Source organism: Methylobacterium sp. Ger2507 (genome assembly GCF_055231875.1).
In genome coordinates this window covers 3,171,697-3,198,261 of record NZ_JBUYVC010000001.1, presented here as the reverse complement: position 1 = coordinate 3,198,261, position 26,565 = coordinate 3,171,697, and the positions used below count along the sequence as shown (strand labels likewise).

The 26,565-nt window shown below is 69.7% G+C and carries 26 protein-coding genes; 10 read left to right on the top strand and 16 right to left on the bottom strand.

What is annotated here, in order from left to right; genetic code table 11:
• Window positions 1-37: 37 nt before the first annotated feature.
• The gene (locus ACV7NL_RS14790; protein WP_463356055.1) at window positions 38-1,135 is read right to left on the bottom strand and encodes a branched-chain amino acid aminotransferase; all 1,098 of its coding nucleotides are present in this window, start codon (window positions 1,133-1,135) and stop codon (window positions 38-40) included.
• A 246-nt stretch (window positions 1,136-1,381) separates the two neighbouring features.
• Here ACV7NL_RS14790 and ACV7NL_RS14785 point away from each other — a divergent pair, with 246 nt between their 5' ends.
• The 3 genes from ACV7NL_RS14785 to ACV7NL_RS14775 all read left to right on the top strand — a co-directional run bounded on the left by ACV7NL_RS14785 (window position 1,382) and on the right by ACV7NL_RS14775 (window position 4,963).
• The gene (locus tag ACV7NL_RS14785) at window positions 1,382-1,840 is read left to right on the top strand and encodes a MarR family winged helix-turn-helix transcriptional regulator (protein WP_463356054.1); all 459 of its coding nucleotides are present in this window, start codon (window positions 1,382-1,384) and stop codon (window positions 1,838-1,840) included.
• 163 nt (window positions 1,841-2,003) lie between these two features.
• Window positions 2,004-3,416 carry an alpha/beta hydrolase gene (locus ACV7NL_RS14780; RefSeq protein ID WP_463356053.1) on the top strand — a complete coding sequence of 471 codons (1,413 nt, stop codon included), beginning with the start codon at window positions 2,004-2,006 and terminating at the stop codon, window positions 3,414-3,416.
• Window positions 3,413-4,963: a GMC family oxidoreductase gene (locus tag ACV7NL_RS14775; protein ID WP_463356052.1), complete on the top strand. Its 1,551-nt coding sequence runs from the start codon at window positions 3,413-3,415 to the stop codon at window positions 4,961-4,963. Before ACV7NL_RS14780 ends, ACV7NL_RS14775 begins: the two co-directional genes overlap by 4 nt.
• A gap of 87 nt (window positions 4,964-5,050) precedes the next feature.
• Here the strand turns inward: ACV7NL_RS14775 and ACV7NL_RS14770 are convergent, their stop codons facing one another.
• From ACV7NL_RS14770 to ACV7NL_RS14755, 4 genes are all read right to left on the bottom strand, one after another.
• Window positions 5,051-5,329 carry a helix-turn-helix domain-containing protein gene (locus ACV7NL_RS14770; protein WP_247636310.1) on the bottom strand — a complete coding sequence of 93 codons (279 nt, stop codon included), beginning with the start codon at window positions 5,327-5,329 and terminating at the stop codon, window positions 5,051-5,053.
• An 18-nt stretch (window positions 5,330-5,347) separates the two neighbouring features.
• Entirely contained in the window at window positions 5,348-6,226 is an 879-nt protein-coding gene (locus ACV7NL_RS14765; RefSeq protein WP_463356051.1) for an SDR family oxidoreductase, read from the bottom strand.
• A gap of 102 nt (window positions 6,227-6,328) precedes the next feature.
• A complete protein-coding gene (locus tag ACV7NL_RS14760) occupies window positions 6,329-6,580 on the bottom strand; it encodes a hypothetical protein (protein ID WP_463356050.1) in 252 nt (83 codons plus the stop codon).
• Between the two features lie 84 nt (window positions 6,581-6,664).
• Window positions 6,665-8,470, bottom strand: coding sequence for a glycoside hydrolase family 15 protein (locus ACV7NL_RS14755; RefSeq protein ID WP_463356049.1), 1,806 nt, complete (start codon window positions 8,468-8,470; stop codon window positions 6,665-6,667).
• 310 nt (window positions 8,471-8,780) lie between these two features.
• Between ACV7NL_RS14755 and ACV7NL_RS14750 the strand changes: the two genes are divergently transcribed.
• The 5 genes from ACV7NL_RS14750 (at window position 8,781) to ACV7NL_RS14730 (ending at window position 14,901) form a co-directional block, all read left to right on the top strand.
• The gene (locus ACV7NL_RS14750) at window positions 8,781-9,014 is read left to right on the top strand and encodes a hypothetical protein (protein ID WP_156375974.1); all 234 of its coding nucleotides are present in this window, start codon (window positions 8,781-8,783) and stop codon (window positions 9,012-9,014) included.
• 2 nt (window positions 9,015-9,016) lie between these two features.
• On the top strand, window positions 9,017-9,670 hold the full coding sequence (locus tag ACV7NL_RS14745) for a TetR/AcrR family transcriptional regulator (RefSeq protein ID WP_463356048.1): 654 nt from the start codon (window positions 9,017-9,019) through the stop codon (window positions 9,668-9,670).
• The gene (locus ACV7NL_RS14740; RefSeq protein ID WP_463356047.1) at window positions 9,643-10,902 is read left to right on the top strand and encodes an efflux RND transporter periplasmic adaptor subunit; all 1,260 of its coding nucleotides are present in this window, start codon (window positions 9,643-9,645) and stop codon (window positions 10,900-10,902) included. Before ACV7NL_RS14745 ends, ACV7NL_RS14740 begins: the two co-directional genes overlap by 28 nt.
• 192 nt (window positions 10,903-11,094) lie before the next feature.
• Complete coding sequence (locus ACV7NL_RS14735; protein ID WP_463356046.1) at window positions 11,095-14,193, top strand: efflux RND transporter permease subunit; 3,099 nt, start codon at window positions 11,095-11,097, stop codon at window positions 14,191-14,193.
• 303 nt (window positions 14,194-14,496) lie between these two features.
• Complete coding sequence (locus ACV7NL_RS14730; RefSeq protein WP_056480851.1) at window positions 14,497-14,901, top strand: DoxX family protein; 405 nt, start codon at window positions 14,497-14,499, stop codon at window positions 14,899-14,901.
• 163 nt (window positions 14,902-15,064) lie between these two features.
• On the opposite strand, the gene ACV7NL_RS14725 is transcribed toward ACV7NL_RS14730, so the two are convergent.
• The gene (locus ACV7NL_RS14725; protein WP_056480853.1) at window positions 15,065-15,973 is read right to left on the bottom strand and encodes a LysR family transcriptional regulator; all 909 of its coding nucleotides are present in this window, start codon (window positions 15,971-15,973) and stop codon (window positions 15,065-15,067) included.
• Between the two features lie 94 nt (window positions 15,974-16,067).
• Here ACV7NL_RS14725 and ACV7NL_RS14720 point away from each other — a divergent pair, with 94 nt between their 5' ends.
• Window positions 16,068-16,943, top strand: a complete 876-nt coding sequence (locus tag ACV7NL_RS14720; RefSeq protein ID WP_463356045.1) for an aldo/keto reductase family oxidoreductase — start codon at window positions 16,068-16,070, stop codon at window positions 16,941-16,943.
• Between the two features lie 309 nt (window positions 16,944-17,252).
• On the opposite strand, the gene ACV7NL_RS14715 is transcribed toward ACV7NL_RS14720, so the two are convergent.
• From ACV7NL_RS14715 to ACV7NL_RS14675, 9 genes are all read right to left on the bottom strand, one after another.
• Entirely contained in the window at window positions 17,253-17,741 is a 489-nt protein-coding gene (locus ACV7NL_RS14715) for a YidB family protein (protein ID WP_056480857.1), read from the bottom strand.
• A gap of 106 nt (window positions 17,742-17,847) precedes the next feature.
• Window positions 17,848-19,257: a TAXI family TRAP transporter solute-binding subunit gene (locus ACV7NL_RS14710; protein WP_463356044.1), complete on the bottom strand. Its 1,410-nt coding sequence runs from the start codon at window positions 19,255-19,257 to the stop codon at window positions 17,848-17,850.
• Between the two features lie 150 nt (window positions 19,258-19,407).
• On the bottom strand, window positions 19,408-19,842 hold the full coding sequence (locus ACV7NL_RS14705) for a BA14K family protein (RefSeq protein ID WP_463356043.1): 435 nt from the start codon (window positions 19,840-19,842) through the stop codon (window positions 19,408-19,410).
• A 220-nt stretch (window positions 19,843-20,062) separates the two neighbouring features.
• A complete protein-coding gene (locus ACV7NL_RS14700) occupies window positions 20,063-20,500 on the bottom strand; it encodes a CsbD family protein (RefSeq protein ID WP_056190477.1) in 438 nt (145 codons plus the stop codon).
• 100 nt (window positions 20,501-20,600) lie between these two features.
• Window positions 20,601-20,804: a CsbD family protein gene (locus tag ACV7NL_RS14695; RefSeq protein WP_056190475.1), complete on the bottom strand. Its 204-nt coding sequence runs from the start codon at window positions 20,802-20,804 to the stop codon at window positions 20,601-20,603.
• An 87-nt stretch (window positions 20,805-20,891) separates the two neighbouring features.
• Complete coding sequence (locus ACV7NL_RS14690) at window positions 20,892-21,806, bottom strand: hypothetical protein (protein ID WP_056190473.1); 915 nt, start codon at window positions 21,804-21,806, stop codon at window positions 20,892-20,894.
• A gap of 123 nt (window positions 21,807-21,929) precedes the next feature.
• Window positions 21,930-22,439 carry a CsbD family protein gene (locus ACV7NL_RS14685; protein WP_056190470.1) on the bottom strand — a complete coding sequence of 170 codons (510 nt, stop codon included), beginning with the start codon at window positions 22,437-22,439 and terminating at the stop codon, window positions 21,930-21,932.
• Between the two features lie 61 nt (window positions 22,440-22,500).
• The gene (locus ACV7NL_RS14680) at window positions 22,501-22,776 is read right to left on the bottom strand and encodes a CsbD family protein (RefSeq protein WP_463356042.1); all 276 of its coding nucleotides are present in this window, start codon (window positions 22,774-22,776) and stop codon (window positions 22,501-22,503) included.
• Window positions 22,777-22,920: 144 nt separating this feature from the next.
• Window positions 22,921-24,378, bottom strand: a complete 1,458-nt coding sequence (locus tag ACV7NL_RS14675; RefSeq protein WP_056480869.1) for a helix-turn-helix transcriptional regulator — start codon at window positions 24,376-24,378, stop codon at window positions 22,921-22,923.
• Window positions 24,379-24,631: 253 nt separating this feature from the next.
• On the opposite strand from ACV7NL_RS14675, the gene ACV7NL_RS14670 reads away from it, so the two are divergent.
• Complete coding sequence (locus tag ACV7NL_RS14670) at window positions 24,632-25,258, top strand: sigma-70 family RNA polymerase sigma factor (RefSeq protein WP_463356041.1); 627 nt, start codon at window positions 24,632-24,634, stop codon at window positions 25,256-25,258.
• A 137-nt stretch (window positions 25,259-25,395) separates the two neighbouring features.
• Here the strand turns inward: ACV7NL_RS14670 and ACV7NL_RS14665 are convergent, their stop codons facing one another.
• Complete coding sequence (locus ACV7NL_RS14665; protein ID WP_463356040.1) at window positions 25,396-26,295, bottom strand: SMP-30/gluconolactonase/LRE family protein; 900 nt, start codon at window positions 26,293-26,295, stop codon at window positions 25,396-25,398.
• Between the last annotated feature and the right edge of the window lie 270 nt (window positions 26,296-26,565).

The window sequence follows — 26,565 nt, the reverse complement described above, 5'->3', positions numbered from 1 at the left end:
CTCGGCGTGGCGCCGAGACCCGTTTCCCGTCCGTGGCTCAGTAGACCCGCGTGACCCAGCCATGGGGATCGGGAGCGTTGCCGCGCTGGATGTCGACCAGGGCCGAGCGCAGGCGCTTCGTCACCGGACCGGCGACGTTGTCCGAGACGGAGAATTCGCCGTCCGGGCTGCGCACGGTACCGATCGGCGTGATCACTGCGGCGGTGCCGCAGGCGAAAACCTCGCGCAGGCGGCCGCTGGCAGCATCGGCCTTCCAGTCGTCGATGGAATAGGGCCGCTCGGCGACCGCGATGCCGTCGGCCTTTGCCAGCGTCAGGATCGAGTCGCGGGTGATGCCCGACAGGATGGTGTCGCTCAGCGGCGGGGTCACCATCGAGCCGTCGTCGAAGACGAAGAAGATGTTCATGCCTCCGAGCTCCTCGACCCAGCGGCGCTCGACCGCGTCGAGGAACACCACCTGGGCGCAGCCGTGCTCCACCGCCGCAGCCTGGGCGCGCAGGCTGGCGGCGTAGTTGCCGCCGCACTTGGCGGCACCCGTCCCGCCGGGGGCCGCGCGGGTCTGGTCCTGCGAGACCCACACCGTCACGGTTTCGGATCCGCCCTTGAAGTAGGCGCCCACCGCCGAGGCGATGACGAAGTAGAGGTATTCCGAGGACGGCTTGACGCCGAGGAAGACCTCGCTGGCAATCATGAAGGGGCGGAGGTAGAGGCTGCCGCCCTCGCTCGACGGGATCCAGTCGCGGTCGGCGCTGACGAGCTGCTTGACCGACTCGACGAAGACCGAATCGGGCAGCGCCGGCATTGCCAGGCGCTCGGCCGAGCGGCGGAAGCGCAAGGCATTGGCCTCCGGTCGGAACAAGGCCGCGCCGCCATCCGCCGTACGATAGGCCTTCAGGCCCTCGAAGATCTCCTGGGCGTAGTGCAGCACCGCCGCCGCAGGATCGAGTTGGATCGGGGCACGCGCCTCCACCCGTGCGTCGTGCCAGCCGCGTCCCTCGACGTAGTGGATCGTCACCATGTGGTCGGTGAACACCCGCCCGAAGCCGGGATCGACCAGAAGCTCGGCCCGGCGTTCCGGCGAGACGGGCGAGGCATGCGGCTGGGTGGCGAAGGGAAGATCGTCGGGGGCGCTCATCGTCAGTCCTTACTTACGTCTCGTCGGATCAATCAAGAGCCGGTGCGGCGCCGGCCGCGGCGGTGGCCGCCGAAGGCATCCGGACGGCGGCAGCATCCGGGCGACGGCAGCATCCGGGCGACGGGACGTGTGCTGCTGCTCTGATACGACGATGTCCGCTTGCGATCAAACGGCTTGCATCCTAATAATACGCAAACGAAAAGAGGGCCGGATCGTCCACGGTCGGTGCGCACAGGAGCCTCGCGCGTGTCTGCCCGAAAGCCGCCCGTCGGAACTCTGGACCAGCTCCGCCTCGCCTACACCCACACGCTTCTGCTGACGGGCCGGCACTGGCGCCGCGCGGCCAACACGGTCATGGAGGCGCATGGTCTCTCCGACGCCACGGCGGTTCCGCTGATCATGATCGGTCGCCTCGATGGCGCGCCGCGTCAGAACGCCCTCGCGGAGGCTGTCGGCATTGAGGGGCCATCCCTGGTGCGCCTCCTCGACCAACTCTGCGAAGCGGGCCTCGCGGTCCGCCGAGAGGATCCCACCGACCGCCGGGCCAAGGTGCTCAGCCTCACCACCGCCGGGACGGCCGTGGTCGCCCGCATGGAAGCCGATCTCGTGCGCCTGCGGGCCGAAATCTTTTCCGAGGTCAGCACCGCCGATCTCGAAGCGAGCCTGCGGGTGTTCGCGGCGCTGCAGGCCTCCTGCATCCGGTGATGCGCAAGGGGTTGCCCCGCCCTGCGCTCCGTCTCTGTCTTCAGCCCATGCGCTCTTGGCGGGAACTTTACGTCCGGCCGAGGTTCGTTCCAACCGGGGGATGCTGCCGAACGCCGCGTCCCGGCTGACTTGAAGGGACGACGTCGTGCGCTCTTTGCAGCGCATGTCTAACACATCATCCGGCCGGCCGGTTCTCTATTGCCTTCACTATCTCGGCGGCAGCGCCGCAACCTTCGACGCGGTGGCGGAGCACCTCGCGGGTGCGATGGACTGCGTCGCCCTGGACTTGCCCGGCTTCGGCGCCGACGGTAGCGGTCCCGGCCGAGACGTCGGCGCGATGGCCGACGGCGTGGCGGCCCGGATCCGGGCAGACGCCCCGGCCCGATGGCTGCTGGCCGGCAACAGCATGGGCGCCAAGGTCGCTCTCGCGGTCGCCCGGCAGGCGGAGGATGGCGCACCCGGTCTCGAAGGCCTCGGAGGCCTCGTGCTGATGGCCGGTTCGCCGCCCTCCCCCGAGCCGATGTCCGAGGACAAGCGCGCCGCGATGATCGCCTGGATCGATGCCGATTCAGCCACGCGCGCGCGGGAGGCGGACGCCTTCGTCGCTCAGAATGTCGGCGCTCCCCTCGATCAGGCCCTGATGGACCGGACCGTGGCGGATGTCCTGCGCGCCAGCCCCGAAGCCTGGAAAGCCTGGCTCGCTCACGGCAGCCGTGAGGATTGGTGCGCGCGGATCGGCATCCTGCGCAGCCCGGCGGTCATCCTGGCCGGTTCGGAGGATGCCGATCTCGGCGCGACCGCCCAGGCTGCCCTGACGGCTCCGCACCTCGCTCAGGCCCGTCTCGTCACCCTGGAGGGCGCCGGGCACCTCATTCCTCTTGAGCGCCCACAGGCCGTGGCCCTGGCCGTGGGCACGCTCCTGGTCGAACCGGCCTGGCAGGACGCGCCCGCTCCTGCCCCCACCTTGCCGCAGGCCTATGCGGACCTGATTCGGTCGGAACGCGTGAACGGCCGCCTGCGCGAGGCACTGCTGGCGCGGGCGGAGCAGGACGACCCGGCCTATCAGCCCCGCGCCCTCGATCCGGTCGTTCTGTCGATCCTGCGAGCCGCCTGTGACCGGGTGCTGCCGCAGGATGGGCCGACCCGCATCGATCTGGCCGCCCGCATCGATGCGCGGCTGGCGAGCGGGGCCGGTGACGGCTGGCGCTTCGCCAAACTGCCGCCGGACGCGCAGGCCTACAGCCTTGCGCTGCGGACCCTGGACGCCGCCGCCCGCGCGGCCCACGCGAAACCCTTCGTGGTTCTCGACGCCAAGGAGCAGGATGCTCTGCTGGAAAGCCTGGAGACCGGCACGGTCTCGGGCGATCTCGATGCCGAACAGATGGGGTTCTGGTTCGAGGATCTTCGCGCCGACGTGGCGCGCACCTATCTGGCCCACCCATTGGCGCTGGCTCGCATGGATTTCAGCGGCATCGGTGCGGGCGGCGACACCGACCCCCTCCCGGGCTTCCGCGACATCGGTATCGGCCAGCGCGAAGCATGGGAACCCTGCACGCTTCCGGAGACCACCCGATGAACCTCGATGCGATGCATCGCCATGCAATCCACGAGACCGTCGACGCGGTGGTGATCGGCACCGGCGCCGGCGGTGCGCCCCTGCTGGCACGCCTCGCCCAGGCCGGCCTCTCCTGCGTCGCCCTGGAGGCCGGGCCGAACTTCGATCCGAAGGGGTTCGCCTTCGACGAGACACTGGCCGACGAGATCTATTGGACCGAGGAGCGGATCAGCGGCGGCTCGACGCCCGAAGCCTTCGGCGGCAACAATAGTGGCACCGGCGTCGGCGGCTCGACCTTGCATTGGGGCGCATTCACGCCCCGGGCCGATGCCCGCGATCTGCGCCTCTACACCGAGACCGGCGAGGGCGTCGACTGGCCCTTGGACTATGCCGAGCTGCGGCCGTTCTACGAGCGTGTCGAAGCCTTCATCGGCGTGTCCGGTCCGGCCTCCTATCCCTGGGACGAGACCCGTGCCTACCCGCTCGGCCCCGTCGCCCGCAACGCACCGGCCCAGGCCATGGCCAACGCCTGCACGGCGCTCGGGGTGCGATTCGCCGATGCCCCGGCGGCGGTCGTGTCGCGCGCCTTCCCTCAGGAGCATGGCCCGACCCGGCCCGGCTGCATCAACTGCGGCTATTGCCACCAGGGCTGTCGCACCGGCGCCAAGACCAGCATGGACGTCACCTACCTGCCGCTCGGCGTGCATCACGGCGCCGAGATCCGGGCCGAGGCCCGGGTTCACGGCATCGAGCGGTCGAAGGACGGCCGCGTCACCGCTGTGATCTACCGCCAGGGCGGCGTCGACCGTCGCCAGCCCTGCCGCAACGTCTTCCTGTGCGCCGGATCGGTGGAATCCGCCCGCCTCCTCCTGCATCTCGACCTCTGCAACGGCAGCGGTCAGGTCGGCCGCAACTACATGGGCCACGTCGCCACCCAGGTCTGGGGCACCTTCGAGCCCGAGATGCGGATGAACAAGGGCTATCCCTCCTCGCTCATCACCGAGGATATGATCCGCCCGGCCGACGCGGACTTCGCTGGTGGCTATCTCGTGCAAAGCCTCGGCGTGGTCCCGCTCACCTTCGCCAATTCCCTGGCGCGGGGGCGAAAGCTCTGGGGACGGGCGTTGGCCGACCAGCTCGCGCGCTACAACCACATGGCCGGCATCGGCATCAACGGCGAGACCCTGCCGTGCGATGCCAACGTGCTGACGCTCTCCGACGAGGTTGACGCGTTGGGGATGCGCAAGGCGGCGATCAGCTTCGGCTACAGCCAGAATGAAAAGCGCCTCAACGCGCACGCCACCCGATTCCTGAACCAGGTCTGGGAAGCGGCCGGCGCGACGGATCTCTGGACCCTGGAGCGCGTCGCCCACACCATCGGCACCTGCCGCATGGGCCGCGACGGCGACACCGCGGTGGTCGATCCCTATGGCCGCAGCTTCGAGGTGCCGAACCTGTGGATCTGCGACGGTTCGACCTTCCCGAGTTCGCTCGCCGCCAACCCGGCCCTGACCATCATGGCCATGAGCCTGCGGAGCGCCGAAGCGTTCCTGGCGGACGGACGCTAGAGCTTTTCGTTTTCGTTTGTCGTGTCAGGGATAACCGGTTTCCGCTTATTCCTGACAAACTCTGGGCTGATGGACTCGGGCGGTGGCTCAGGCCACCGCCCGGGCCACGATGTCGGGGTAGCGTCCAATGAGCCGGACATCGGCAATGCCGAAATCCGGCGCTGTCGCCCGCGCCTGCTCCCAGTCGCGCATGGTCCCGACAGGGACCCGAAAGCGGTTGGTGAACTCAGACTGCGACAGTCCGAGGCTGGTCAGCGTCCGACGCATCAGGCGGGCACGCTGGCCCCGGTTCAGGGCTTCGGCCGTCGCGTCGAAGTCCTGGTCGTCGGCCGGAGCAGCCGAGAGCGCAATCGCCGCGTTCTTCACTCGTGTTTCCCATTCCCCTCAATACATCGGGGTCCCGCCGGTGACCGGCACCAGCGCGCCCGTCATGTAGCTGCCCTCCCGCGAGGCGAGCAGCACGTAGGCGGGGGCCAGTTCGGCCGGCTGGCCGGCCCGGCCGAGGGGCGTGTCGGCGCCGAGGGATGCGATCTGCTCGGGGCTCTTCACGATGGGCTGGATCGGGGTCCAGACCGGGCCGGGCGCGACGCAATTGACCCGGATGCCCTTGGGCGCGAGCAGGTTCGACAGGCCGATGGTCAGGCTGGCGATGGCGCCCTTGGTGGAGGCGTAGACCAGCATGGTCTTGTCGGCAATCTTGGCCTGCTGGCTCGTGGAATTCACGATGGCCGAGCCCGGCTTCATGTGCGGCACGGCGGCCTGGGCGAGGTACAGCATCGCGAACACGTTGGCGCGGAACGAGCCTTCGAGATCCTCCGGCGTCACATCGTCGAGTTCTTCGTTCACCACTTGGGCGGCAGCGTTGTTGACCAGGATGTCGAGGCCCCCGAGTTCCGCCACGGTGCGCTCGACCAGCGTCCGGCAATGGGCCGCATCGCGTAAATCACCGGGCAGCAGAAGGACGCGGCGCCCGGCTTTGCGGACCCAGTCCGCGGTGTCTTCGGCGTCCGACTGCTCGACGGGCAGGTAGGAGATCGCCACGTCGGCGCCCTCACGGGCATACGCGATCGCCACGGCCCGGCCGATGCCGGAATCGCCGCCGGTCACCAGGGCGACGCGGCCGGTTAGCAGGCCTTTGCCGACGTAGCTCGTCTCGCCGTGATCGGGCGCCGGATCCATGCGCGAGCTCAGACCCGGCCGCTCCTGCTGCTGGTCGCCGGGAAAGGGCGGCCGCGGGCCGGCGTCACGGGGGTCGATGGTCATCGGCTTTCGGGCCTTCCAGGGCTGTCTTGGGAGCGAGGCTTTATCGGGAGCGAGGCTGTCGAAGGGGACCGAGAGCCCGCGGGGGCGGGCTCCCGGGATCGGTCAGGCGCTCGCGTCGTCGGCTTCCAGGATCGTCTCGAGGTCGCCCGTGAGGGCATCGAGCTGGTCGGCTGTCGCCCGGATCTTGAAGGTGGTGCCGTCCTCGGCCTCGACCGCGATTTCCACGTGGTCGTCGACGCGGGCGGCTAGGGCCTGCTTGAAAATGTAGGTCGTGACGTCTGCCGTCTTGTCCGCCGTCTTGTCCGCCGTCTTGTCCGCCGTCTTGTCCGCCGTCTTGTCCGCCGTCTTGGCCATGCTGCCGTCTCCTGCTGTGGTCCCGGGCAACGCGGCAGAGCCTGGGGCGGATCTGCGACCAAAGCTCTCGCTCGGTCCCGAGGCCTACAGACCCTGTCCCGATAGGGTGGCGGCGGCCTGGATCAGGGCGAGGTGGGTCAACCCCTGCGGCAGGTTGCCGAGATAGGTTCCACTGACGGGGTCGGCCATCTCGGCATAGGTGCCGGAATTCCGATCGAGAGCCGCCACCAGGGCCTCGAAGGCGGCTTCCGCCTCCGCCTGCTCCCCGAGCAGGGCCTTGGCCTCGATCAGCCAGAACGTGCAGGCGAGGAAGCAGCCCTCTTCCGCCTCCGCGCCGGTGTAGCGGTAGTGGTAGGGACCGCGCCCCAACGCTCGGTCGATGGCCCGGCAGGTGGCGGCGAGGCGGACGGGATTGCCGAAGCGGAATCGTACCGCAAGGGTCAGGGAGGCATCGAGCTTTTCGGTGCCCGGATGCATGACGTAGGATTGCTGCGCCTCGGACCAGCAATGCTGATCGATCCACTCGGCGACCCGGTCGCGGGCACGCGCCCAGCGCTCCCGGCACGCCCCCGGAAGGTGTCCGCCATCGGCGAGTTCCACCGCCCGGGCGAGGGCCTGCCAGCAGCTGATCTTGGAGCCGGTGTAGTGTTCGGCATCCGGCAGTTCCCAGATGCCCGCATCCTTGAGCTTCCAGGACTCGGCGCATTGGTCGGCGAGTTCGGCGAGCAGCGCCCCGGTGCGCAGGTCGAGCATGTTGCCGTCGGCGACGAAGCGCTCTGCGGTCTCGAAGATGTCGCCGTAGATGCCGTGCTGGTGCTGACCCGTCGCCAGGTTTCCGGTCCGCACGGGACGCGAGCCGCGATAACCCGGAAGGTCGATCTCCCGCTCGCCGGGCACGCGCCCGCCGTCGAGGGTGTAGAGTACCTGTGCCCCGTGCTCGCCGATGTGGCGCATCAGCCAGGACAGGGCGGCGTTGGCCTCAGCCTGCGCGCCCAGGCGCAGGAAGGCCTTGATGACGTAGCCGGCATCGCGGATCCAGGCGTAGCGGTAATCGTAGTTCTTGGAGCCGCCGATGCCCTCGGGCAGGGACGTCGTGGCCGCCGCCGCGATGGCGCCGGTGGGCGAGTAGAGCAGCAGCTTCAGCGCCAGTGCGCTGCGCTCGACCTGCTCGGCGTAGCGACCCCGATAGGCGAGCCGTTCGGTCCAGTCCCGCCACTCCCCGCACGACACGTCGATGCGCCGGTCGATCTCTTCGATGGGCGCCACCACCAGGGGCTGGTCCTCGGCCGCCACGATGGCGACGACTTCGCGCTGGCCTGCGCGCACCTCCACGAAGCCCAAGATGGCGTGGTCGTTCTCCGCCTCGATCCGGATGCCGTCGCTGGTCCGGAACAGGCCCATCATGCCGGCGACGTGGAAGGCGGTGCCGTTGCTGTTGCCCGACAGGTAGGGGGCGGCCGTGTCGCCCCGGGTGCCGAACACCAGCGCCACCCGGAAGCGCACGCGCCCCTCCAGGCCCTCGATCCGGCGGGCCAGCTCCGCCCAGGGCAGGCGTCCGGCCGGGCCGCTGTTCAGGCTCTCGGTGAGCCGCGCGCGCCCGGTCTTCGTGGTGAAGACGGTCTCATGGACGTTGCTGCCTTCGCGATAGCCGATCTCGGCCGTGAACGGCTCCTCCGGGGTGATCGCGAAGTAGCCGCCTTCGTCCGGGCTCAGCAGGCGGTCGAACAGCGGCGGCGAGTCGAGATTGGGGCAGCACCACCAGTCGATGGAGCCGTCCGCCCCCGAGAGTGCCACCGAGCGGCCCTCACCGATGGCCGCGTAGGCTTCGAGTGGGAGGTAGCCGTCGGTGCGGGTGACGGCACCACCTTCGCGAGGAAAAGGCTTCAGCACGGTACGGATACCCTTGGTGGGGAAGCGGACGGCACGGGTCGGAGGCGGGCGCGCCGCCACGGGCAGTGCGTGCGCGTCGCGAATATCCGAACCAAGCCGACCGGAAGCCTCCGCGGAGACTTGGTCGAACCCGCGCCGTCATCGGCCGTTCCGGCCCGGACTTGCTGCATGTTGACACGGCAGTGCGCGTGAGAGGCCACGCCTGTGGCCCGGAGGCCGCATCGCCGTGCCCTTCCACACGACCAGAATGAACGCTCATTGACCAGTGAATGAACATTCAATACGACGATGGGGTCGGATGGAGGATGCGATGCAGCGGACCCACGAGGATGCCTGGTCTCAGGCGCTGATGCGGCGGGCGCGGACACTCGTCGCGCCGGAGCAGCTGCTGCTCGGGGCCGTGCTGGTGCTCGGCTGGGCCGCCCTGATTGCCTGGACCGGCAACGGCTCGGTCGGCTGGCAGGCCCGTCTCTGCGCCGATGCGGATGCCTCGGTCACCGCCTGCCGGATGGTCGCGCCGTCTGCGGACGGACGGGTCTCCTGAGCATGGCCTCGCCGGTCGGCACCCTCATCGATGCCCGCGCCGGACAGGCCGCGCGTCGGGAACAGATCCTCGACGCCGCCTGCGCCTGCTTCGTGCGCAACGGGTTCCATCGCACTACCATGCAGGATCTCGCCCGCGAGGCCGGGATGACGGCGGGCAATTTCTATCACTATTTTCGCTCGAAGGAGGCCCTGGTCCTCGGCTTGGTCGAGCGCGAGCGTGAGAGCGGCGCCCTCCTGGTGACGCGCCTCCAGCAGGAGGGCGACCGGCGCAGTGCCCTGTTCGGGGTACTCGGACAGTATTTCGGGTCGCTCACCCGCGAGGCGGCGGTGCTGCGCCTGGAGATCTGGTCCGAGGGAACCCGCAATCCCGCAATCGCGGCCCTGACGGCGGAGACGGAGGCGGAGGCGCGGGCTTGGTTCGAGGAGACCTTCGCCGACCTCGCCACCGCTTCGGACTGCGACCCGTCGGCCCTCTACGCCCTGCTGGCGCCCCAGCTGAAGGGCATCGTCCTGAGCCGCGCCATCCTGCCCGATTTCGATACGGGCATGGCCGTGGCGCAACTCCAGGCCCTGATCGAGGCAGGGCTCGCCGGCCGCGCGCCTCTCCCAGCCGGGAAGCCCCGCTCATGCCCCGCCATGGAGTCCCGCTCATGAACTTCGCCCGCCTCGGCTTCGCCCTTCTCGCCCTGGCGCTGCCGGCCTCGGCGGCCCTCGCCGGCCCTGCGCCGGCGGGGGCCGTGCAGCCGAAATCCACGCTCGTGCCGACCATCAGCGTGGTCGAGGCCCGACGGCGGGAGATCGTCGAGTCGGTGGTCGTCACCGGCACGCTGGTCCCGCGCGACGAGATCCTGGTGACGCCGGAAATCGAGGGCTACCGGGTCACCGAGGTGCTGGTGGAGGAAGGCGCGCGCGTGGCCCGGGGCCAGGTGCTGGCCCGCCTCTCGCACGACCTCATCGACCGGCAACTCGCCCAGCAGGCCGCCCTGGTGGAAAAGGCCGAGGCCGCCGTGCCCCAGGCCCAAAGCAGCATCGAACAGGCGGAGGCCACCGAGACCGAGGCACGCCTTGCCTTCGAGCGGGCGCAACAGCTCCTGAGGACCGGCAACGCCACCGCCGCCGTGATGGAAGGACGCACTGCGACCCTGCGCCAAGCCGAGGGCAAGCGCGCCTTCGCCCGCAACGGCCTGCGCATCGCACGGGCCGACCTCGCCCAGGCCCGCGCCGTTCTCGACGAACTGAACCTGCGTCTGTCCCGCACCGAGATCCGCGCGCCGGAGGCCGGTATCGTCAACCGCCGCAGCGCCCGCGTCGGCCTCGCGGCTTCGGCCTCGGCCGAGCCCCTGTTCCGCCTGATCGCCCGGGGCGAGATCGAGCTGGAGGGCGAGGTGCTCGAGACCAAGCTGCCGCAGCTCCGCGAAAACGCCCCGGCCTGGATCGAACTCGGCGACGGCTCCCGTGTCTCGGGCAGCGTGCGCACCGTGTACCCCGAGGTCGACAAGGCGACGCGCCTCGGCAAGGTCCGCGTCCGCCTCGATCCGGACCCGCGCCTGCGCATCGGCACCTTCGCGCGCGGCGCCGTCGAACTTGCCCGCACCCGCGGCGTGACCGTGCCGCAGGCCTCAGTGCTCTATGGCGGGGCTCAGCGCAGCACCGTCCTCGTTGTCGCGGACGACGTGGTGGAGGCCCGGGCCGTCCGCACCGGGCTGTCCGACGACGACGACATCGAGATCCGCGCCGGGCTCGGCGACGGTGAGCGCGTCGTGGCCCGGGCCGGCAGCTTCCTGCGCGACGGCGACCGGGTCCACCCGGTGGCCCTGGCGGTGCCGGAGCCCGCCCTGGCTTCGGGCCCCTCCCCGCGCGCGACCGCCGAGGCGGGCACGCCCTGATCAGGCGGGCGTGTCGCCAACCGCTCGCCCGAATTTCTCTCGCGGCGCTCCATCATGCCGGCTCCGCCTTCGGCGACCCGGCATGGCGGCGTGTCCATTCTTGAGAGTGCCCTGTTTCCCGAGGCGGGAAGTCCGTTGCGCTCCCGCCGGCCGGCCGATGAACCCTGAACCCAACCCGCACCGAGCCGCCCCATGCGCCTGAACCTTTCCGCCTGGGCGATCCGCAATCCGATCGCCCCCCTCGTGCTGTTCATGGTGCTGATCGTGCTCGGCCTCGTCAGCTTCCGCAGCCTCGCGGTGACGCGGATGCCGAATGTCGACGTGCCCATCGTGTCGGTGACGATCACGCAGAGCGGGTCGGCCCCCGCCGAGCTCCAGACCCAGGTGACGAAGTGGGTCGAGGATTCGATCGCCGGCGTGCGCGGGGTCAAGCACATCACCTCGGCGATCACGGAAGGCTCGTCCGTGACCACGGTGGAGTTCCGCCTGGAGGTGAACACCGACCGGGCCGTCAACGACGTCAAGGATGCGATCTCGAAGATCCGCATCAACCTGCCCCGCACCATCGACGAGCCGGTGATCCAGCGCGTCGAGATCACCGGTCTGCCGATCCTGATCTACGGCGTGAGGTCGCCCGGCATGACGCCGGCCGAATTGTCCTGGTTCGTGGAGGACAAGGTCGCCCGCTCGCTCCAGGGCGTGAAGGGGGTCGGCGGCGTCGAGCGCGTCGGCGGCGTCGCCCGCGAGATGCGCGTCACCCTGCTGCCCGACCGGCTGCTGGCGCTCGGCATCACCGCCGCCGACGTCAACCGGCAGCTCCGCCTCACCTCCGCCGACATGGCGGGCGGGCGCGGCGAAGTCGGCGGGCGCGAGCAGTCGATCCGGACGCTGGCCGCGTCGCGCTCTCTGCGCGACCTCAAGGCCACCTCGATCATCCTGCCCGGCGGCCGCAAGGTCCGCCTCGACGAACTCGCCACCCTGGAGGATTCCGTCGAGGAGCCCCGCACCTTCGCGCGCTTCAACGGTGAGCCGGTGGTCGCCTTCGCGGTCTCGCGTGGCTCGGGGGCCAGCGATGCCGAGGTCGCGGAAGGCGTCGAGAAACGCATCGCCACGTTCCAGGCCGCCTACCCGGACATCCAGTTCGAGACCATCGACTCTTCGGTCGCCGCCACCATCGGCTCGTACGATTCGGCCATGCACACCCTGATCGAGGGGGCGGCCCTGGCGGTGCTGGTGGTGTTCCTGTTCCTGCGCGACTGGCGCGCGACCCTGATCGCGGCCCTCGCGCTGCCGCTCTCGGTCTTCCCGACCTTCTGGGCCATGGAGGCCATGGGCTTCACGCTCAACGGCATCAGCCTGCTTGCCATCACGCTGGTGACCGGCATCCTGGTGGACGACGCCATCGTGGAGATCGAGAACATCGTCCGCCACATGCGGCTCGGCAAATCGCCCTACCGCGCCGCCATCGAGGGCGCCGACGAGATCGGGCTCGCGGTCATCGCCATCACGGCGACCCTGATCGCGGTGTTCGCGCCGGTTTCGTTCATGGGCGGCATCGCCGGCCGCTACTTCATGCAGTTCGGGCTGACCATCGCGGTCTCGGTCTTCATGTCGCTGCTGGTGGCGCGCCTGATCACCCCGATGCTGGCCGCCTACTTCCTACGCGACCACGGCCACGAGGAGGTGCAGGACGGCCCGGTGATGCGCGCCTATGGCCGCCTCGTCGGCTGGTCGGTGCGCCACCGCGTCATCACGCTCATCGTCGGGCTTGCGCTGTTCGCGGGCTCGCTGGCCTCCACCGGTTTGCTGCCGTCGGGCTTCGTGCCCAAGCAGGACAATGCCCGCACGCTGTTCATGGTGGAACTCGCCCCCGGCGCCCGGCTCCCCGACACCGTCGCGGTCTCCGACCGGGTGGTGGCCCGCATCCGCGCCCTGCCCGAGGTGGTCTCGGTCTTCGTCGACGGCGGTCGCCAGGCCGGCGGCAAGCGGGAGACTCGGCTTGCCACCCTCATCGTCAACCTGACGCCGAAGAACCAGCGCATCCGTAAACAGGCCGCCATCGAGACCGAGATCGCCGGCCTCCTGGCGCAGGAACCCGACATCCGGTCGTGGACCCTGCGCGACGGCGGCCAGCGCGATCTCGCTCTCGTCGTCGGCGGTCCCGATGTCGATGTGGTCACCGAGGTCGCCGCCCGGCTCCAGCGCGATATGGCGGCGATCCCCCACCTCGTCTCGGTGATGTCGACGGCACCCCTCAACCGCACGGAGGTCCGCATCCGTCCGAAGGAGAGTGCGGCCGCCGATCTCGGCGTCTCCACCGACGCCATCGCGGAGACCGTCCGGGTCGGCACCATCGGCGACATCGGTCTCAACCTCGCGAAGTTCAACGCGCCCGACCGGCAGGTGCCGATCCGGGTGCAATTGCCGGAGAGCGCCCGCGGTGCGGTCTCGCGTCTCGAGAACCTCAAGGTGCCGGCCAAGAACGGGGCCGCCGTGCCGCTGGCGGCCGTCGCCGACATCGAGCTCGACCAGGGCCCCGGCGCCATCGAGCGCTACGACCGCGTGGTGCGCGTCGCCGTCGAGGCCAACATGGAAGGGTCGGACGCGCTCGGGTCCCTGATCCAGCAGGCGCTGGAGACCCCCACCGCGAAAAACCTGCCGCCGGGCGTGACCATCCGGCAGACCGGCGACGCCGAGATCATGGGCGAGGTCTTCTCGGGCTTCCTGATGGCGATGGGCGCCGGCATCATGATGGTCTACGCGGTGCTCGTGCTGCTGTTCGGCTCCTTCCTGCAGCCGCTGACCATCCTGTTCTCGCTGCCGCTCTCCATCGGCGGCGCCATCCTGGGCCTGCTGATCCTGAACATGCCGATCTCGATGCCGGTGGTGATCGGCATCCTGATGTTGATGGGGCTGGTGACCAAGAACGCCATCATGCTGGTGGACTTCGCCGTCGAGGAGATGGCGCGCGGGGTCGACCGCGTCACCGCGATCGTCGATGCGGGCCGCAAGCGCGCCCGGCCAATCGTGATGACCACCATCGCGATGGCGGCCGGCATGGTGCCCTCCGCCATGGCGCTCGGCATCGGCGGCGAGTTCCGGGCGCCGATGGCGGTGGCGGTGATCTCGGGCCTGATCGTCTCGACCCTGCTGTCTCTGGTGTTCGTGCCGGCGGTGTTCCTGTTGATGGACAGCCTCGGCGCCCTGCTCGGGCGGATCTTCGGCCGCTTCGTCGGCGCCCGGGACGAGACGGGCGACGCGCCCCTCCCGGTTCCGCACACGTCGGGATAGGCCGGGCGCATCGCGCTCGCCTCTTCCGTCCGACCCTTGCCCACGCCCAGCCACAACGCCGGCCACGCCGCCGCCGCTCGGGCGCTCCTTCAGGCTGATTCGGATGGTTGCACGGCGCGCCACGCGAGGTCCTCGGACAGAAGACGGCATGGACGAAGCCGATGATCTCCCGCGACCCATCGGCGTAGCCGTTGGAATGCATCGCATCAGAGTGGCTCCAACGATGGATCTATCGGGTCTAGATCATTGCCACCGGCCCCGTTCGTCCCTGGGGCCTGCCCCGATGCCTCCCGGAGTTCCCCCGTGTCCCAGACTCTCAGTGCCCACGCCACGCCCCTGTCAGGCGGCCGCAACATCCTCGCCTGGTCGCTCCAGGTCCTCCTCGCCCTCGTGTTCCTCGCTGCGGGCGGCGCCAAGCTCGCGGGCGCGCCGATGATGGTGCAGATCTTCGATCAGATCGGCCTCGGTCAGGGGTTCCGCATCGTCAGCGGCCTCGTCGAGGTCGTCGGCGCGGTCGCCCTGCTGGTCCCCGGCCTGGCCGCTATTGCGGCGATCTGGCTTGGAATCACCATGGTGGGCGCCGTGCTGGCCCATATCCTCGTCCTGCCGACACCGGTCGCCCCGGCCCTCGTGCTGCTCGGTCTCGCCGCTCTCCTGGCCTGGATGCGCCGGGGACAGGTGACGACGCTCCTGGCCCGCATCCGCTGACGCACCGTCCGGCTTCACGACCCCTCCGCCGGGAGGGCTCGGCTGGACCGGACCGTTCCGGGGGGCCGCCCCCGCGATCCCGCCGCCCATCCGTGACCCTCCGGCTCCGCCGGGTCTGGCGGAGCGCAACCGCCCGGCGGCGGCGGGCGTTCGAAGGCTCCGCTCACGGGCGATCGCGAGGCCGGGTGATGAAATCCACGAAGGCCCTCAGCGGTGCCGGCAGGTGGCGACGGCCCGGATAGTACAGGAACGGCCCCGGGAAGGGCTGCCACCAGGATTCCAGTACAGGCTCCAGCGCCCCGCTGGCGAGATGCGGGCGCAGCCAGTCCTCGAACAGGGTGATGATCCCGGTCCCGGCGATCGCCGCGGATACCGCCAGGTCGGTGGCGGCCCCAGCCCGGACGATGAGCGGTCCGCCGGGTTCGACGCGCACCACCTCTCCGTCGCGCTCGAACTCCCAATCCGTCATCGCGCCGCTGGCGAAGCGTCCGCGCAGGCAGGCATGGGCCAGGAGGTCGCGCGGGTGGGCCGGACGACCGTGGCGATCGAGATAGGCCGGCGCGGCCGCCGTGGCGAAGCGCTGCCGACGCGGGCCGATCGGGATGGCGATCATGTCCTGCTCGAGCCGGTCGTCGTAGCGAATGCCCGCATCGCACCCGGCCGCCAGCACGTCGATGAAGCTGTCCTCCGCCACCACGTCGAGGCGGATCTCCGGATAGGCGGCGAGGAAGGCAGGCACGATCCCGGGCAGGACGAGGCGGGCCGCGCTCACCGGCACGTTCAGCCTGAGGGTGCCGGCCGGGCGATCCCGAAGCCCGTTGACGACGTCGAGGGCCGCTTCGATCTCACCGAGTGCTGGGGTCAGCCGCTCGAGGAGGCGCGCGCCCGCCTCGGTCGGCGCGACGCTGCGGGTGGTGCGATGGAGTAGTCGGACGCCCAGCCGGGCTTCCAGGCGGCGCACGGCTTCGCTGAGGCCGGAGGCACTGAGGCCGCTCGCCCTGGCGCCTTCGCGGAAGCCACCGGCACGGGCGACCGCCACGAAGGCCGCGAGGTCACCGAGATCGGCCGCCATTGTTCGCCCTTTCGCACAGCCCGTGCCGATTGGGGCATGTTATCACGCAACCCCCATCGGCCTACATCCGCCGTCACCACGACGGAGAGAGACCATGACCGACATCGCACGCGCCGGGACCTATGCCCTGGGGGACTGCACCGTGAAGCGCCTGGGCTATGGCGCCATGCAGCTGGCCGGCCCGCAGGTGTTCGGGCCGCCGAAAGACCGGGCCGAGGCCATCGCGCTTCTGCGCGAGGCCGTGGCTTCGGGCGTCGACCATATCGATACCAGCGACTTCTACGGCCCGCACGTCACCAACGAGATCATCCGCGAGGCTCTCCATCCGTATCCGGACGACCTCGTGATCGTCACCAAGATCGGGGCGATGCGCGGCGACGACGCTTCGTGGAACCCGGCCTTTTCGCCCGAGGCGCTGACGCGCGCGGTCCATGACAACCTGCGCAACCTCGGTGTCGAGGCCCTCGACGTGGTGAACCTGCGTCTCATGTTCGACGTCCACGGTCCGGCCGAAGGCTCCATCGCGGCGCCCCTCGCCACCCTGGCCGAGCTTCAGCGCCAGGGCCTCGTCCGCCGGATCGGGCTCAGCAACGCCACCGCCCGGCAGGTCGCCGAGGGGCGGACCATCGCGGAGATCGTGTGCGTCCAGAACCAGTACAATCTCACGCACCGGGCCGACGACGCGCTGATCGACGACCTCGCCGCCTCGGGCACGGCCTACGTACCGTTCTTTCCGCTCGGCGGCTTCACGCCGCTCCAGTCGGCGACCCTGGACGCGGTCGCGGCCGATCTCGGCGCGACCCGGATGCAGGTGGCGCTCGCCTGGCTGCTCGCCCGCGCGCCCAACATCCTGCTGATCCCGGGCACCGCGTCGCGTGGGCACCTCCGCGAGAATCTGGCGGCGGCCGGGCTGACGTTGCCGGACAGCGCCCGTGCGGCCCTCGACGGGATCGCCGGCCCGGTCGCTTGAGGCCGGGCCCCCGTTCCCCGGGCTGTGGCGCCGTCCACTGCAAAGCACGCCATGGCCGGATTACGAGCCGACGAGAAGGCTCGCCGACTGGAACATGACGAAGACGAGGGTGCAGAGGGCGGCCGCGGCCAGGGCGTAGGACAGGCCCTTCATGAATTTGGTCACGTTCGGAGATCCGTTCATCGAAGGCGGGCATGGCCCGGGAGGCGTCCCCTCCTGGGCCGTTCGCACGTATCGGAGGGGATGAGAGGTGGATCCGCCCCCTTCCGGCCGGCGCCGCGCGGCGCCGGCCGGGTCGGGAGGGAAGCGTCAGGCGGGCTTGCGGCCGTCGGCGGCGTAGCGGTCGATGGCCGAGGGAAGTTCCCGCGAGAGGCGCGCCAGCAGGGCCGGACGGCTCAGACCGGTCTGCTGGGTGAGATGGTCGAGGGTGTCCGGGCCGATGGCGCGCTCGAGATCGGCCTCGGGGATGTCGCGGTTGGGACCGTGATTGACCCAGGAGGTCGCCGTCTCGCCGTGGCCGCCCTTGGTGAAGTGGTCGACCAGTTCGCTGAGGCCGTTGGCGATCAGGCCGCCGATGCCGGCCGTACCGACGCCGCCGAGGAGGCTGCCGAGATTGCCGAGGCCGCTGCCGCCGGACTGTGTGCTGGTCGAGGAGGTGTTCGGAAGGTGCGGGATCGAGCCCTGCGTCGGGGTGCTGTCGTGACCCTTCAGCAGTTCGGCGAGCTTGTCGCGGTTCTGGTAGCCGGCCACGGCCAGCAGGCCCAGCAGCGCGGTCATCGAAGGATAGCCCTTGCTCATCGTCGGTCTCCGTTTCGGTTCTGTAACACTTGGTTTCGGGATCGGTTGGTTTCGGGATCGTTTGGTTTCGGGGTCGGTCCGGGCTGGGGCGCCCGGGGTCTCGCCGTCAGCCCGCCGTGGCGGCTTCCGTCGATGTCGTGCGCCCGGCCAGATCGCTCGGTTCGGCGGCGTACTGGCTGGCGGCGATGGTGCGCTTGACCGTGGAGCGGGCCGCGTCGATGGCGATCGCGGCCGCCGACAGGGTGAGGGCCTCGGTCGGGCGCTCGAGCGCGTGCTTGGCGATCTCGCCGGCCAGATCGTCGATCTCGCGGGCCAGATGCTCCAGGCGCGGGGCGTCGGTGGTGTCCTGGGCTTCCTGCCGGATCTCCAGCAGGCGGTCGGTGGCCTCCTCGATGCGCTCGCGGCGCAGGCGCGACAGGCGCTGGCCGACCCAGGCGAGCGCCGAGCCGATGCCGCCGCCGAGAAAGGCCACGAGGTAGATCCAGGTCTCGTAGCGTTCGATGAAGCCCTGCTGCTCACGCTCGAAGAAGTCGACGGCCCCCGGATGGATGGGCAGCCGCGCGCTCGTCGCACCCGCCGTGCTGTCGTAGCTCGGGGCCTGGAGGTAGTCGGCGGCCGGCGTCACGTTGGCCATGCCGCTGCGCATCTCGAACAGGTGCTGGGTCACATCGGCCGCCACTGGGCGGGACAGGCTGGCGCGGGCCATCAGGCGATAGGACGCCCCCACCGTATGGACATCCTCGGCCGGGACCTTGGGACTGCCGCCGAAGGTCTCGGCCGGCATCGTCACGGCCTGGAGGCGTGGCAGGCGCGCGATGATGGCGTCGGCGTTCTCGACATCGACGAAGGCGACCCTGCCGGTACGGCTGACACGCTGGACGATCCCGACGATACGTTGCGCGGTCGGCGAGGTCGGAGCGATCACCGACACCACCGCGTCGATGCGCTTGGCGGTGAAGGCCGCGCCGAGGTCGGCCTCCGCCATTTCGACCAGCACGACGTGACGCGGCGGAACCGGTCCCTCGGGCTCCTTGTCGAGCAGCACCAAACCGTAATGCTCGACCATGGATCGGATCAGCGCCTGGTCGGCGTCCCGGTGGGCCAGGATGGCCAGGCGCTTGCGGTCGAGCTGGGGGAACCGGGTCAGGCCGGACCCTTCGGGCGAAGCGATGATCATGGCCTGGTCGCGCAGGATCGCGAGGGTCAGGCCGTTGTCGGGCAGATCGACGTCCGGACGCACCACGGCGAGGTCGGCGCGACCCTCCTGGAGGGCGGCGGCGCTGTCGCGCACGTCGTCGAGGTCTAGGACCTTCAGCCGGATTTCCTTGTGGCGCTTGGCCAAAGCATCCGCATAGGCATGGATCAAGGCGGGCTCGGTGCCGTCCCGCGGGGCGACGGCGACCGTCAGCACCGTGGCTCGCGAGACCCAGTAGGCCACCCCAGCCGCGAGGCAGAGACATACCGTGAGCATCAGGAACACGAGTTCCGGGCGCAGGACGAACTTGGCGAACTTCATCGGTCGGCGTTCGCTCCCTCTCGGCGACCGGCAGGTCCACCTGCCCGGACCTTGCCGGACAGGTGCAGGATGCGAGGCACCGGCCCAACGGGCAGGCGCAAAGCGCGACGCGCCAGCCTTATGGGCAGGCGAAAGGTGCTCGGCGCCGGCCTACGGGCAGGGGTGGCGGTCGCCGTCATTGCCCAGGTAGGTACCGCTGGCCGCGTCGTACGAGCGGAAGCGGCGGGCGCAGGCGGCCACCGCCTCGGCGGGGATTCCGCGCGGGGCGGCTTGGGCCTGCGAATTGGCGATGGCGCCGCCGATGATGGCCCCGGCGGCGAGACCGGCGACGCCGGCACCGACGGCCGCGCCGACGCCGGGTCCGCGGCGATAGCCGTAGCCGCGACGATAACCGTAGCCCCGGCCGTAGCCCCGTCCGCCGCGCCATCCGTGGCGGTGACCGAAGCGACGGTATTGGGCGTAGCCGGTCGGAAGGTCACCGCGTACCAGCGCCTCGACCGGCGCAGCCGTGGTGGGCGAAGCCTGGGCCGGCAGCCCGACGAGGGTGGCGACGACGGTCGCGGTAAGGGCGAGGGTCAGCTTCATCGTGGATCGGTTTCCAGGCTGGGTTTCGTGGGAAAGCGGCGGACCAGTAACGCGGGCGCTCAGTAGCCCCGACGGTTCGGCGGGGTGGAGGCCCGGCCGCCGAAGCGGCGGCTGACATAGGCGATGACCTTCGGGAGCAGGAAGGCGGTGAGGAGCTTGCGGATCATGGGATGGTCTCCGTGGTGGTAGGATCGTCGGGCGGGGATCAGCGCCTTAGAGATCAGCGCTTCGGACGGGCGAGCCAGCCGACCGCGAAGGCGACGGCGGCGAGTCCGAGCAGGGCCGAGGTCCGGTTGTCGTCGGCGTAGCGCGCCGCCTGTCGGCCGTAGGTCGCGCCGCGGCTGCGGGCTTGACGGGCGTAGTCGCGCCCCTCGTCGATGAGGTTTCCGGCCCGGTCGCGCGCATCGCCGACAAAGTGGCGGCCGTCCTCGATCAGGTTTCCGGCCCGGTCCCGGACCTCGTGGGCGAGGTGACGGCCGTCCTCGGCCAGATCCTCGGCCCGGTCGCGGGCGCGGCCATAGGCGTATTGCGCGCCGCCCGCGACTTGGTTGACGGCACCGCGGACCTGGCGGCCCGGATCGCCGGTAACGCCGCCGAGGGCAGTCTGGGCGCGACCCTTGAGGTTGCGGGAAGCACCGCGGAACTGATCGCGATTCATGAGTTTCTCCTGATCGTTCGGATGGGATGGAGCGGCGAGGCCACTCCATCGGAGCGCGGAGGAATCCGCTTAGTGAGTGCGGTCGGCGCCTGCCTGCGCCTCAGTGCTTGCCGGTGACCTTGTCGACGACCGAAGCGACGCCGTCCTTTGCCTCGCCGACGGTGCGCTGGGCCTCGCCCTTGAGTTCCTGGGCCTTGCCCTCGGCGACGAGCTTGTCGTTGCCCGTGACCTTGCCAACGCCTTCCTTCAGATTTCCGACGGCTTCGTTGGCGAGGCCCTTCAGCTTGTCCGTGGTGCTGCTCATGGGATGTCTCCTGGGATTTGTATGTTCGGGATTCGGATTGATGGGATGGAGGGACCGGCCGGTCGCGGGGACCGGCCGGGGACGGGCTCAGACGCGGCGGGCGTCGTAAGCGTCGGCGAGGGTGTGGAGCTTCGGGGCGCCGATCCGGCCGCCGAGGAAGCCGGCGAGCGCGCCGAGGATCAGGGCGAGCGCGCCGTAGAAGGCACCCTGGGTCGCGGCGGACTTGGCGGCCACGGCGGCGGCCTCGGCCTTCACCTTGGCGGTGGCGACGGTCTCGTCGTACTGCTTCTTGTAGTCCTGGATCTGGGCCTTGGCCTGATCGACCGGGATGTTCTGCGCCTTGGCGAGAGCGTCGGCGGCGCGGTTCTCGGCCTGGGCCTTCTGAGCCGGGTCACCCGTGAACAGGGCGCGGATGGCGGCCACAGCCGCATCCTTGGCGGCCTGCGGGTCCTGGCCGGCGGTCTGGTTGCGGACCGATTGCTCGATGCCGTCAAGCGGGTTGGTGATCTTCGACAGCGAGGGCGCTGCGGCCTGGGCCGCCGTCTGCACGGTTCCGCCGACGAGCGAGCCTGCGCCGCCGAGCGTGCTGGTCACGCCCGAGAAGGCGCCGCCGATGAGGCCTCCGGCCGCCGAGGTCAAAAGGTAGAGCACCACGAGCGTGGTCACCGCCCAGGAGACGAGGCCGTGCAGGCCGGCCGCACCGGTGACGGGCTTGCCCGAGAGGCGGCCGGCGATGAAGCCGCCGGCGAGCGAGGCGACGATGCCGGAGCCCACGAACCAGATGCCGGCGCTCATCGACAGGGTCGAGGCGGCCGGGTTGTCGGCAGCCACCGGGCCGACGCTGGACAGGCCGACGCCGACGCCGACCATGTTGAGGATGACCTGGGTCACCAGGGCGGTGACGGCGCCGGCGAAGATGGCGCCCCAGGAAACCTGGTTCAGCAGGACGGTGCGGGTGTCGGCCGAGGCGCCGGGGGTGGCGAGGATGGGGGAAGTGGACACGTAGTGGTACTCCGGGTGGTCGGTCGTCCGAGAAGTTCGGTCGTTCGAGGGGGGCGTGAGGGTGGGAGGGCTGCACGACCGCGCGTCAGGCGCGGCCGTGAAGGTCGGGTGCGGCGCTGCGGATCAATCGCGGCCGTGGATGAGGAGGCCGAGGCCGTAGCCGAGGAGGCCGGCGACGAGCAGGGCGGCGACGGGGTGCTCGCCGATCTGGGCAACGGCTTCGCGTCCGCTCTGGCGCAGGGTGTGGCCGCCGTTCTCGTAGGCGTCCTCGGCGTAATCGTAGGCTTCGCGGCCGGCATTGCGGACCGAACGCTCGGCGCGCTCGTAGGTGTCGCCGGCGGCGTCCTGTGCGTGGCGGGCCCGATCCTTGATCGCGCGTCCGTCGGACCCGGCAACGTCGTCGACGGCATCGCGGACTCGCGCACCCACGTCGCGCGCCGTATCGGCGACACGGTCGGCCGCATCGCGCACGGCGTCCTTGGCCTGGCCGTAGAGGTTCTCGGCCGTGCCCTGAACCTCGCGGGCGCGGCCCTCGACCGAGTCCCGGTTCGAGCCGGTCAGGTCGCCGACGGCGCCCTGGATCTTGCCGCCGAGTTCCTGTGCGGCGCCGGTGATCCGGTTGGTATCGACCATGATGTGTCTCCTGTGTGTGATGCGGGTGGATGGGGTGAAGGTCTGCGACGTTCCGGCAAAGCTACGGCTTAGGGACAGTCTTTGTTTTCACGTCGGAGTTCGGTGGTTTCTGGCGAGGCTCGGCTTCATGCTGCGTCGTCAGGTCTTGCTGGGACTTGAGGTCTTGCTGGGACTTGCCTTCCGCCTCGACCCGACCGTCGCCGATCAGCTTGCCGATGGCTTCCTTGACCGAGCCCTTGAGCGTCTCTGAGGTCGACCCCACCCCAATCTTGTTCTCCGTCCCGGTCTCTTTCTCCGTCCCGGTCCTGGGCCCGGTCCTGGATTTCGGCTCGTTCATGAAGGCGCGCTCCTGAAGGACTGTCAGGATCGAGACCCCTGACGCGGGATGGCCTGGACGGGCTGGGCGACACTCGTCCGCACCCCAGGTGGCATCGGAATGACGCCAGACAATGGTTCATTCGTACTAGTAAAATGAGTTTTATTAACTAGGTGCGGCGGTCGGAAATCCATTGTTCCGCCCCCACACGATGGCCTCGGAGCGCTTGTGGACATCGAGTTTCCGGTAGAGCGCGGCGGAGTGATTGCGCACCGTGTTCTTCGACAGGTTGAGACGCTTGGCGATGACGTCGTCGCTGAGCCCCTGGCAGATCAGGTCCAGAATCTGGCGCTCCCGCACCGTCATGTTGGGCGAGACCGCATCCTGGTGGTCGCCGCCGGGCTGGCGCAGGTTGGCCAGCTTCTCGATCAGCCCGCGGCTGAACCAGGAGGTGTCGGCCATCACCGCCTCGATGGCCTCGAACAGGTCGCGCTCCGTGCGCTTGCGGTCGGTGATGTCCTGCAGGACGAGGAGCGCGAAGGCCTCCTCGCCGATCTCGACCCGCTCGGCCGAGATCAGGCAGTCGAGATTGGTGCCGTCCTCGTGCTTGAGGCAGGCCTCCAGTCCGAGCACGTAGCCGGTGCGCGCCACCGCCGTCTCGAACCGGATCCGGGCCGCCTCATGGACCCAGAGGCCGAGATCCGCAGGCGAGCGTCCGCTCACCGTGTCGCTGCCGTAGCCGAAGACCCGCGCGAAGGCCTCGTTGACGCCCGTGATGGCAAAGCCTTCCGCCCGCGCCAGGAGGGTCGGCACGGGTGTCAGGCGAAACGCCTTGGCGAAGCGCTCCTCGCTCTGGCGCAGGGCCGTCTCGGCTTTGCGCCGGAGGTCGAGGTCGGCGAAGGTGAAGAGCATGCACGGCTCGTCGCCGAGATCCATGGGCTGGCCGGCCACGATCACGTAGCGGCTTCCGCCATCCGGCAGGTCGAGGCAGGCCTCCATCTGGGGAATGGTGCCGCCCTCGTTGAGCCGCGAGATCGCCAGATCCCGGCTGCGGGCATTGGCCAGGACGTCGACCTCGTAGACGCTGCGGCCGATCACGGCGTCGCGGGTGTAGCCGGTCATCTCGAGGAAACCGAGATTCACCTTGACGTGACGCAGGTCCGAAAGCCGGCAGATCACCGCCGGGGCCGGGTTGGCGTTGAAGGTGGCCTCGAAGCGCGCCTCTGCCTCGAACTGCTCGGAAACATCCTTGAGGATCAGCGCGAGGCAACTCGGGTTGCCCTCGCGGTCGGTGGCCACCAGGCTGCGCAGCGAGTGGACGAAATCGACGTCCGGCCGATCGGTGCGCTTCACCTCGACGATGACGTCATGGAAGCGCTCACCCGAGACCACGCGCTCGATTGGATACTGGTTCGGAGCGTGGTTGTTGCGGTAGCGCAGGGCGAAGCGCTCACGATAGGCGTCCACGGTCTCGCCGAGCTCGCCGACGGTCTCGGCTCCGTGCATCGCCAACGCGGCCTCGTTGGCATACGCGATGGTCTGGTCGGGCTCGACCAGGATCACGCCCTCGCTGAGGCCGGCGATGATTTGCCGGAGTTCATGCCTGTCGACGCCGAGGGTCACGGTGGCTCCCTGGGGACGCTGCCCCGCACAATGGTCCCGCTCGTAACAAGAACGCGGGATCGCAGTTCCGCATCCGAAGCCCGAATGTCTGGTATATCTGGATCATTGACGTGAACGTGATGGCCCAATCACAAGCTGAACGCGGTCTTGTCCCGTAAAGCGACAGGCGATCTGGATCGTGCTCCAGACACAAGGGCGGTCGTTCGTGCTGTCAGATCTCCAACACCAAAATCCTGTTTTGGATGAAGCGGGATTGTCCCGGCACATCCAGGATCGCATCGGCCGACGACTGAGCACGGTCTTCCCATGTCCCGATGCTGTTGAGGACACCTCGCGCCTCGGTCAGGTTCTGCTTCGGCTGGCGCAGGCCCTGGCGGCGGCGCCGGCGGGCAATCCGGTTCCGGATTCCTTCCGGACCGATCTGATCGCCGCCGTGCCGCAACTCCGGCGCTACGCGCTCGCGCAGTGCCGGAACGCCGCCGAGGCCGACGACCTCGTCCAGACGACCCTGATGCGGGCCTGGGAGAACCGGTCGCGGTTCGAGCCGGGCACCCGGCTGATCGCCTGGCTCTTCACGATCCTGCGCAACGCGTTCCTCAACCAGCGCAAGCGCCTCCGGCGCGAAGTCGAGGATGTCGACGGCGCTTTCGCCGCAACCCTGAGCCTGGAGCCCGAGCAGGAGCGCCGCGTCGAACTGATCCAGCTCCAGGCCGCCCTGAACACCCTCACGGCCGAACACCGCGAGACCCTCCTCCTCGTGATGGTCGACGGCCTGCTCTACGAGGAGGCCGCCCGGGTCCTGGGGTGCCGGACCGGCACGGTGAAGAGCCGCGTCAGCCGGGCCCGCGAACGCCTCGTTCTGGCCTTGGGCGCGGATTGAACGACGCCGGGCGCGCCCGGTGGGCGCCGTGGAACTGGTGGGGACGCCGCTTTTCTGACTCGACGCGCCGGTCCCCGCCCCCGGAATCAAAGGAGGCGGGAATCGCACAGCCTATTCCGCCCGATCGGCGTGGCTGTTCAGACCGAGAGCCGGAAAGCCGGCTCCAACAGTCCGCGACATCCAGCTGCAACCACGAGGGTGCGTCCGTGCTCCGGGTCAGCTTCCCGCTCCTCGGGACTCATGCCCTCATAGGCACTGGTGATGAGCAGGCGATCCAAGTCGGGGCCTGCGAAGGTGGGGCACGAAGGACGCGTCACCGGCAGGGGGATCGTGCGCACGCGCACGCCTTCCGGACTGTAGGCATCGATGCAAGCGGCGCCCCAGCGGGCGCACCAGATCCGGCCTTCGGCATCGACGGCGGCTCCATCCAGGCCCCCCTCCCCACCGCGATGATCGTAGAGCGTCGTTGGCTCCCCCGTCGGCAGGCCGGTGCGGGAATCGAGGGCCACGCGCTGGAGCAGGCCCAGGTTCGTGTCGGTGAAGTAACCGGTTCTGCCGTCGGGCGAGAAGCAGATGGCGTTCGGGATGGTCAGGGCACCGAAGAGGCGCGTCACCTGGGTGCCGGCGACGTGGTAGATCGCGCCGCGCCCCGACTCGGCGTCCCGCCCCATGGTGCTGATCCAGAGGGCGCCGCTGGGGTGGACCCGGCCGTCGTTGGAGCGGGTGCCGTGATCCTCTGCCTCCAAAGGGCAGAGCAGCGCAAGCGCACCATCCTCGAGGCCGCGCAAGTAGAGCCCGTTCTCGGCCGCCAGAAGGTGCCGTGTCTTGTCCACCGCGACTACGGTGCTCACCATGATGGGCAAGCCGTGTACGCGGGCCGCCCCTCCCCCTGCCAAGGGCGCCTCGAACAGGCGCCGTTCAAGGATGTCGACCCACCAGGCGGTGTCGGTTTGCGGGTCGTAGCAAGGCCCCTCGCCGAGGTGGCAGCGGGGTGCGTTCAGGATCCGTAGATCGTCCAGGGGCTCGTTGGTCCTCACATCCATCCTCCGGTCATCGCGCTGGCTCGGATCATCAAACTCGAGACGGAGGCGGGGAGCCCCTCACCAGAAAACCTCCGACCGATCGGCTCCAGTGCAGGACTATCGATTTTTTGTTCGGTAAGCCGCAGGACCGGCTGCGACCCCAGTCTCCTACCGGGTCGCGCCGGACGCGGTCATTGCCTGTGACATTCGGCAACGAACGGCTTCACACAGCTGGGAAAAGTCCGTCTGCGTTTGGCGTCGCGCTGCATCGGGTTGCGAGACCCA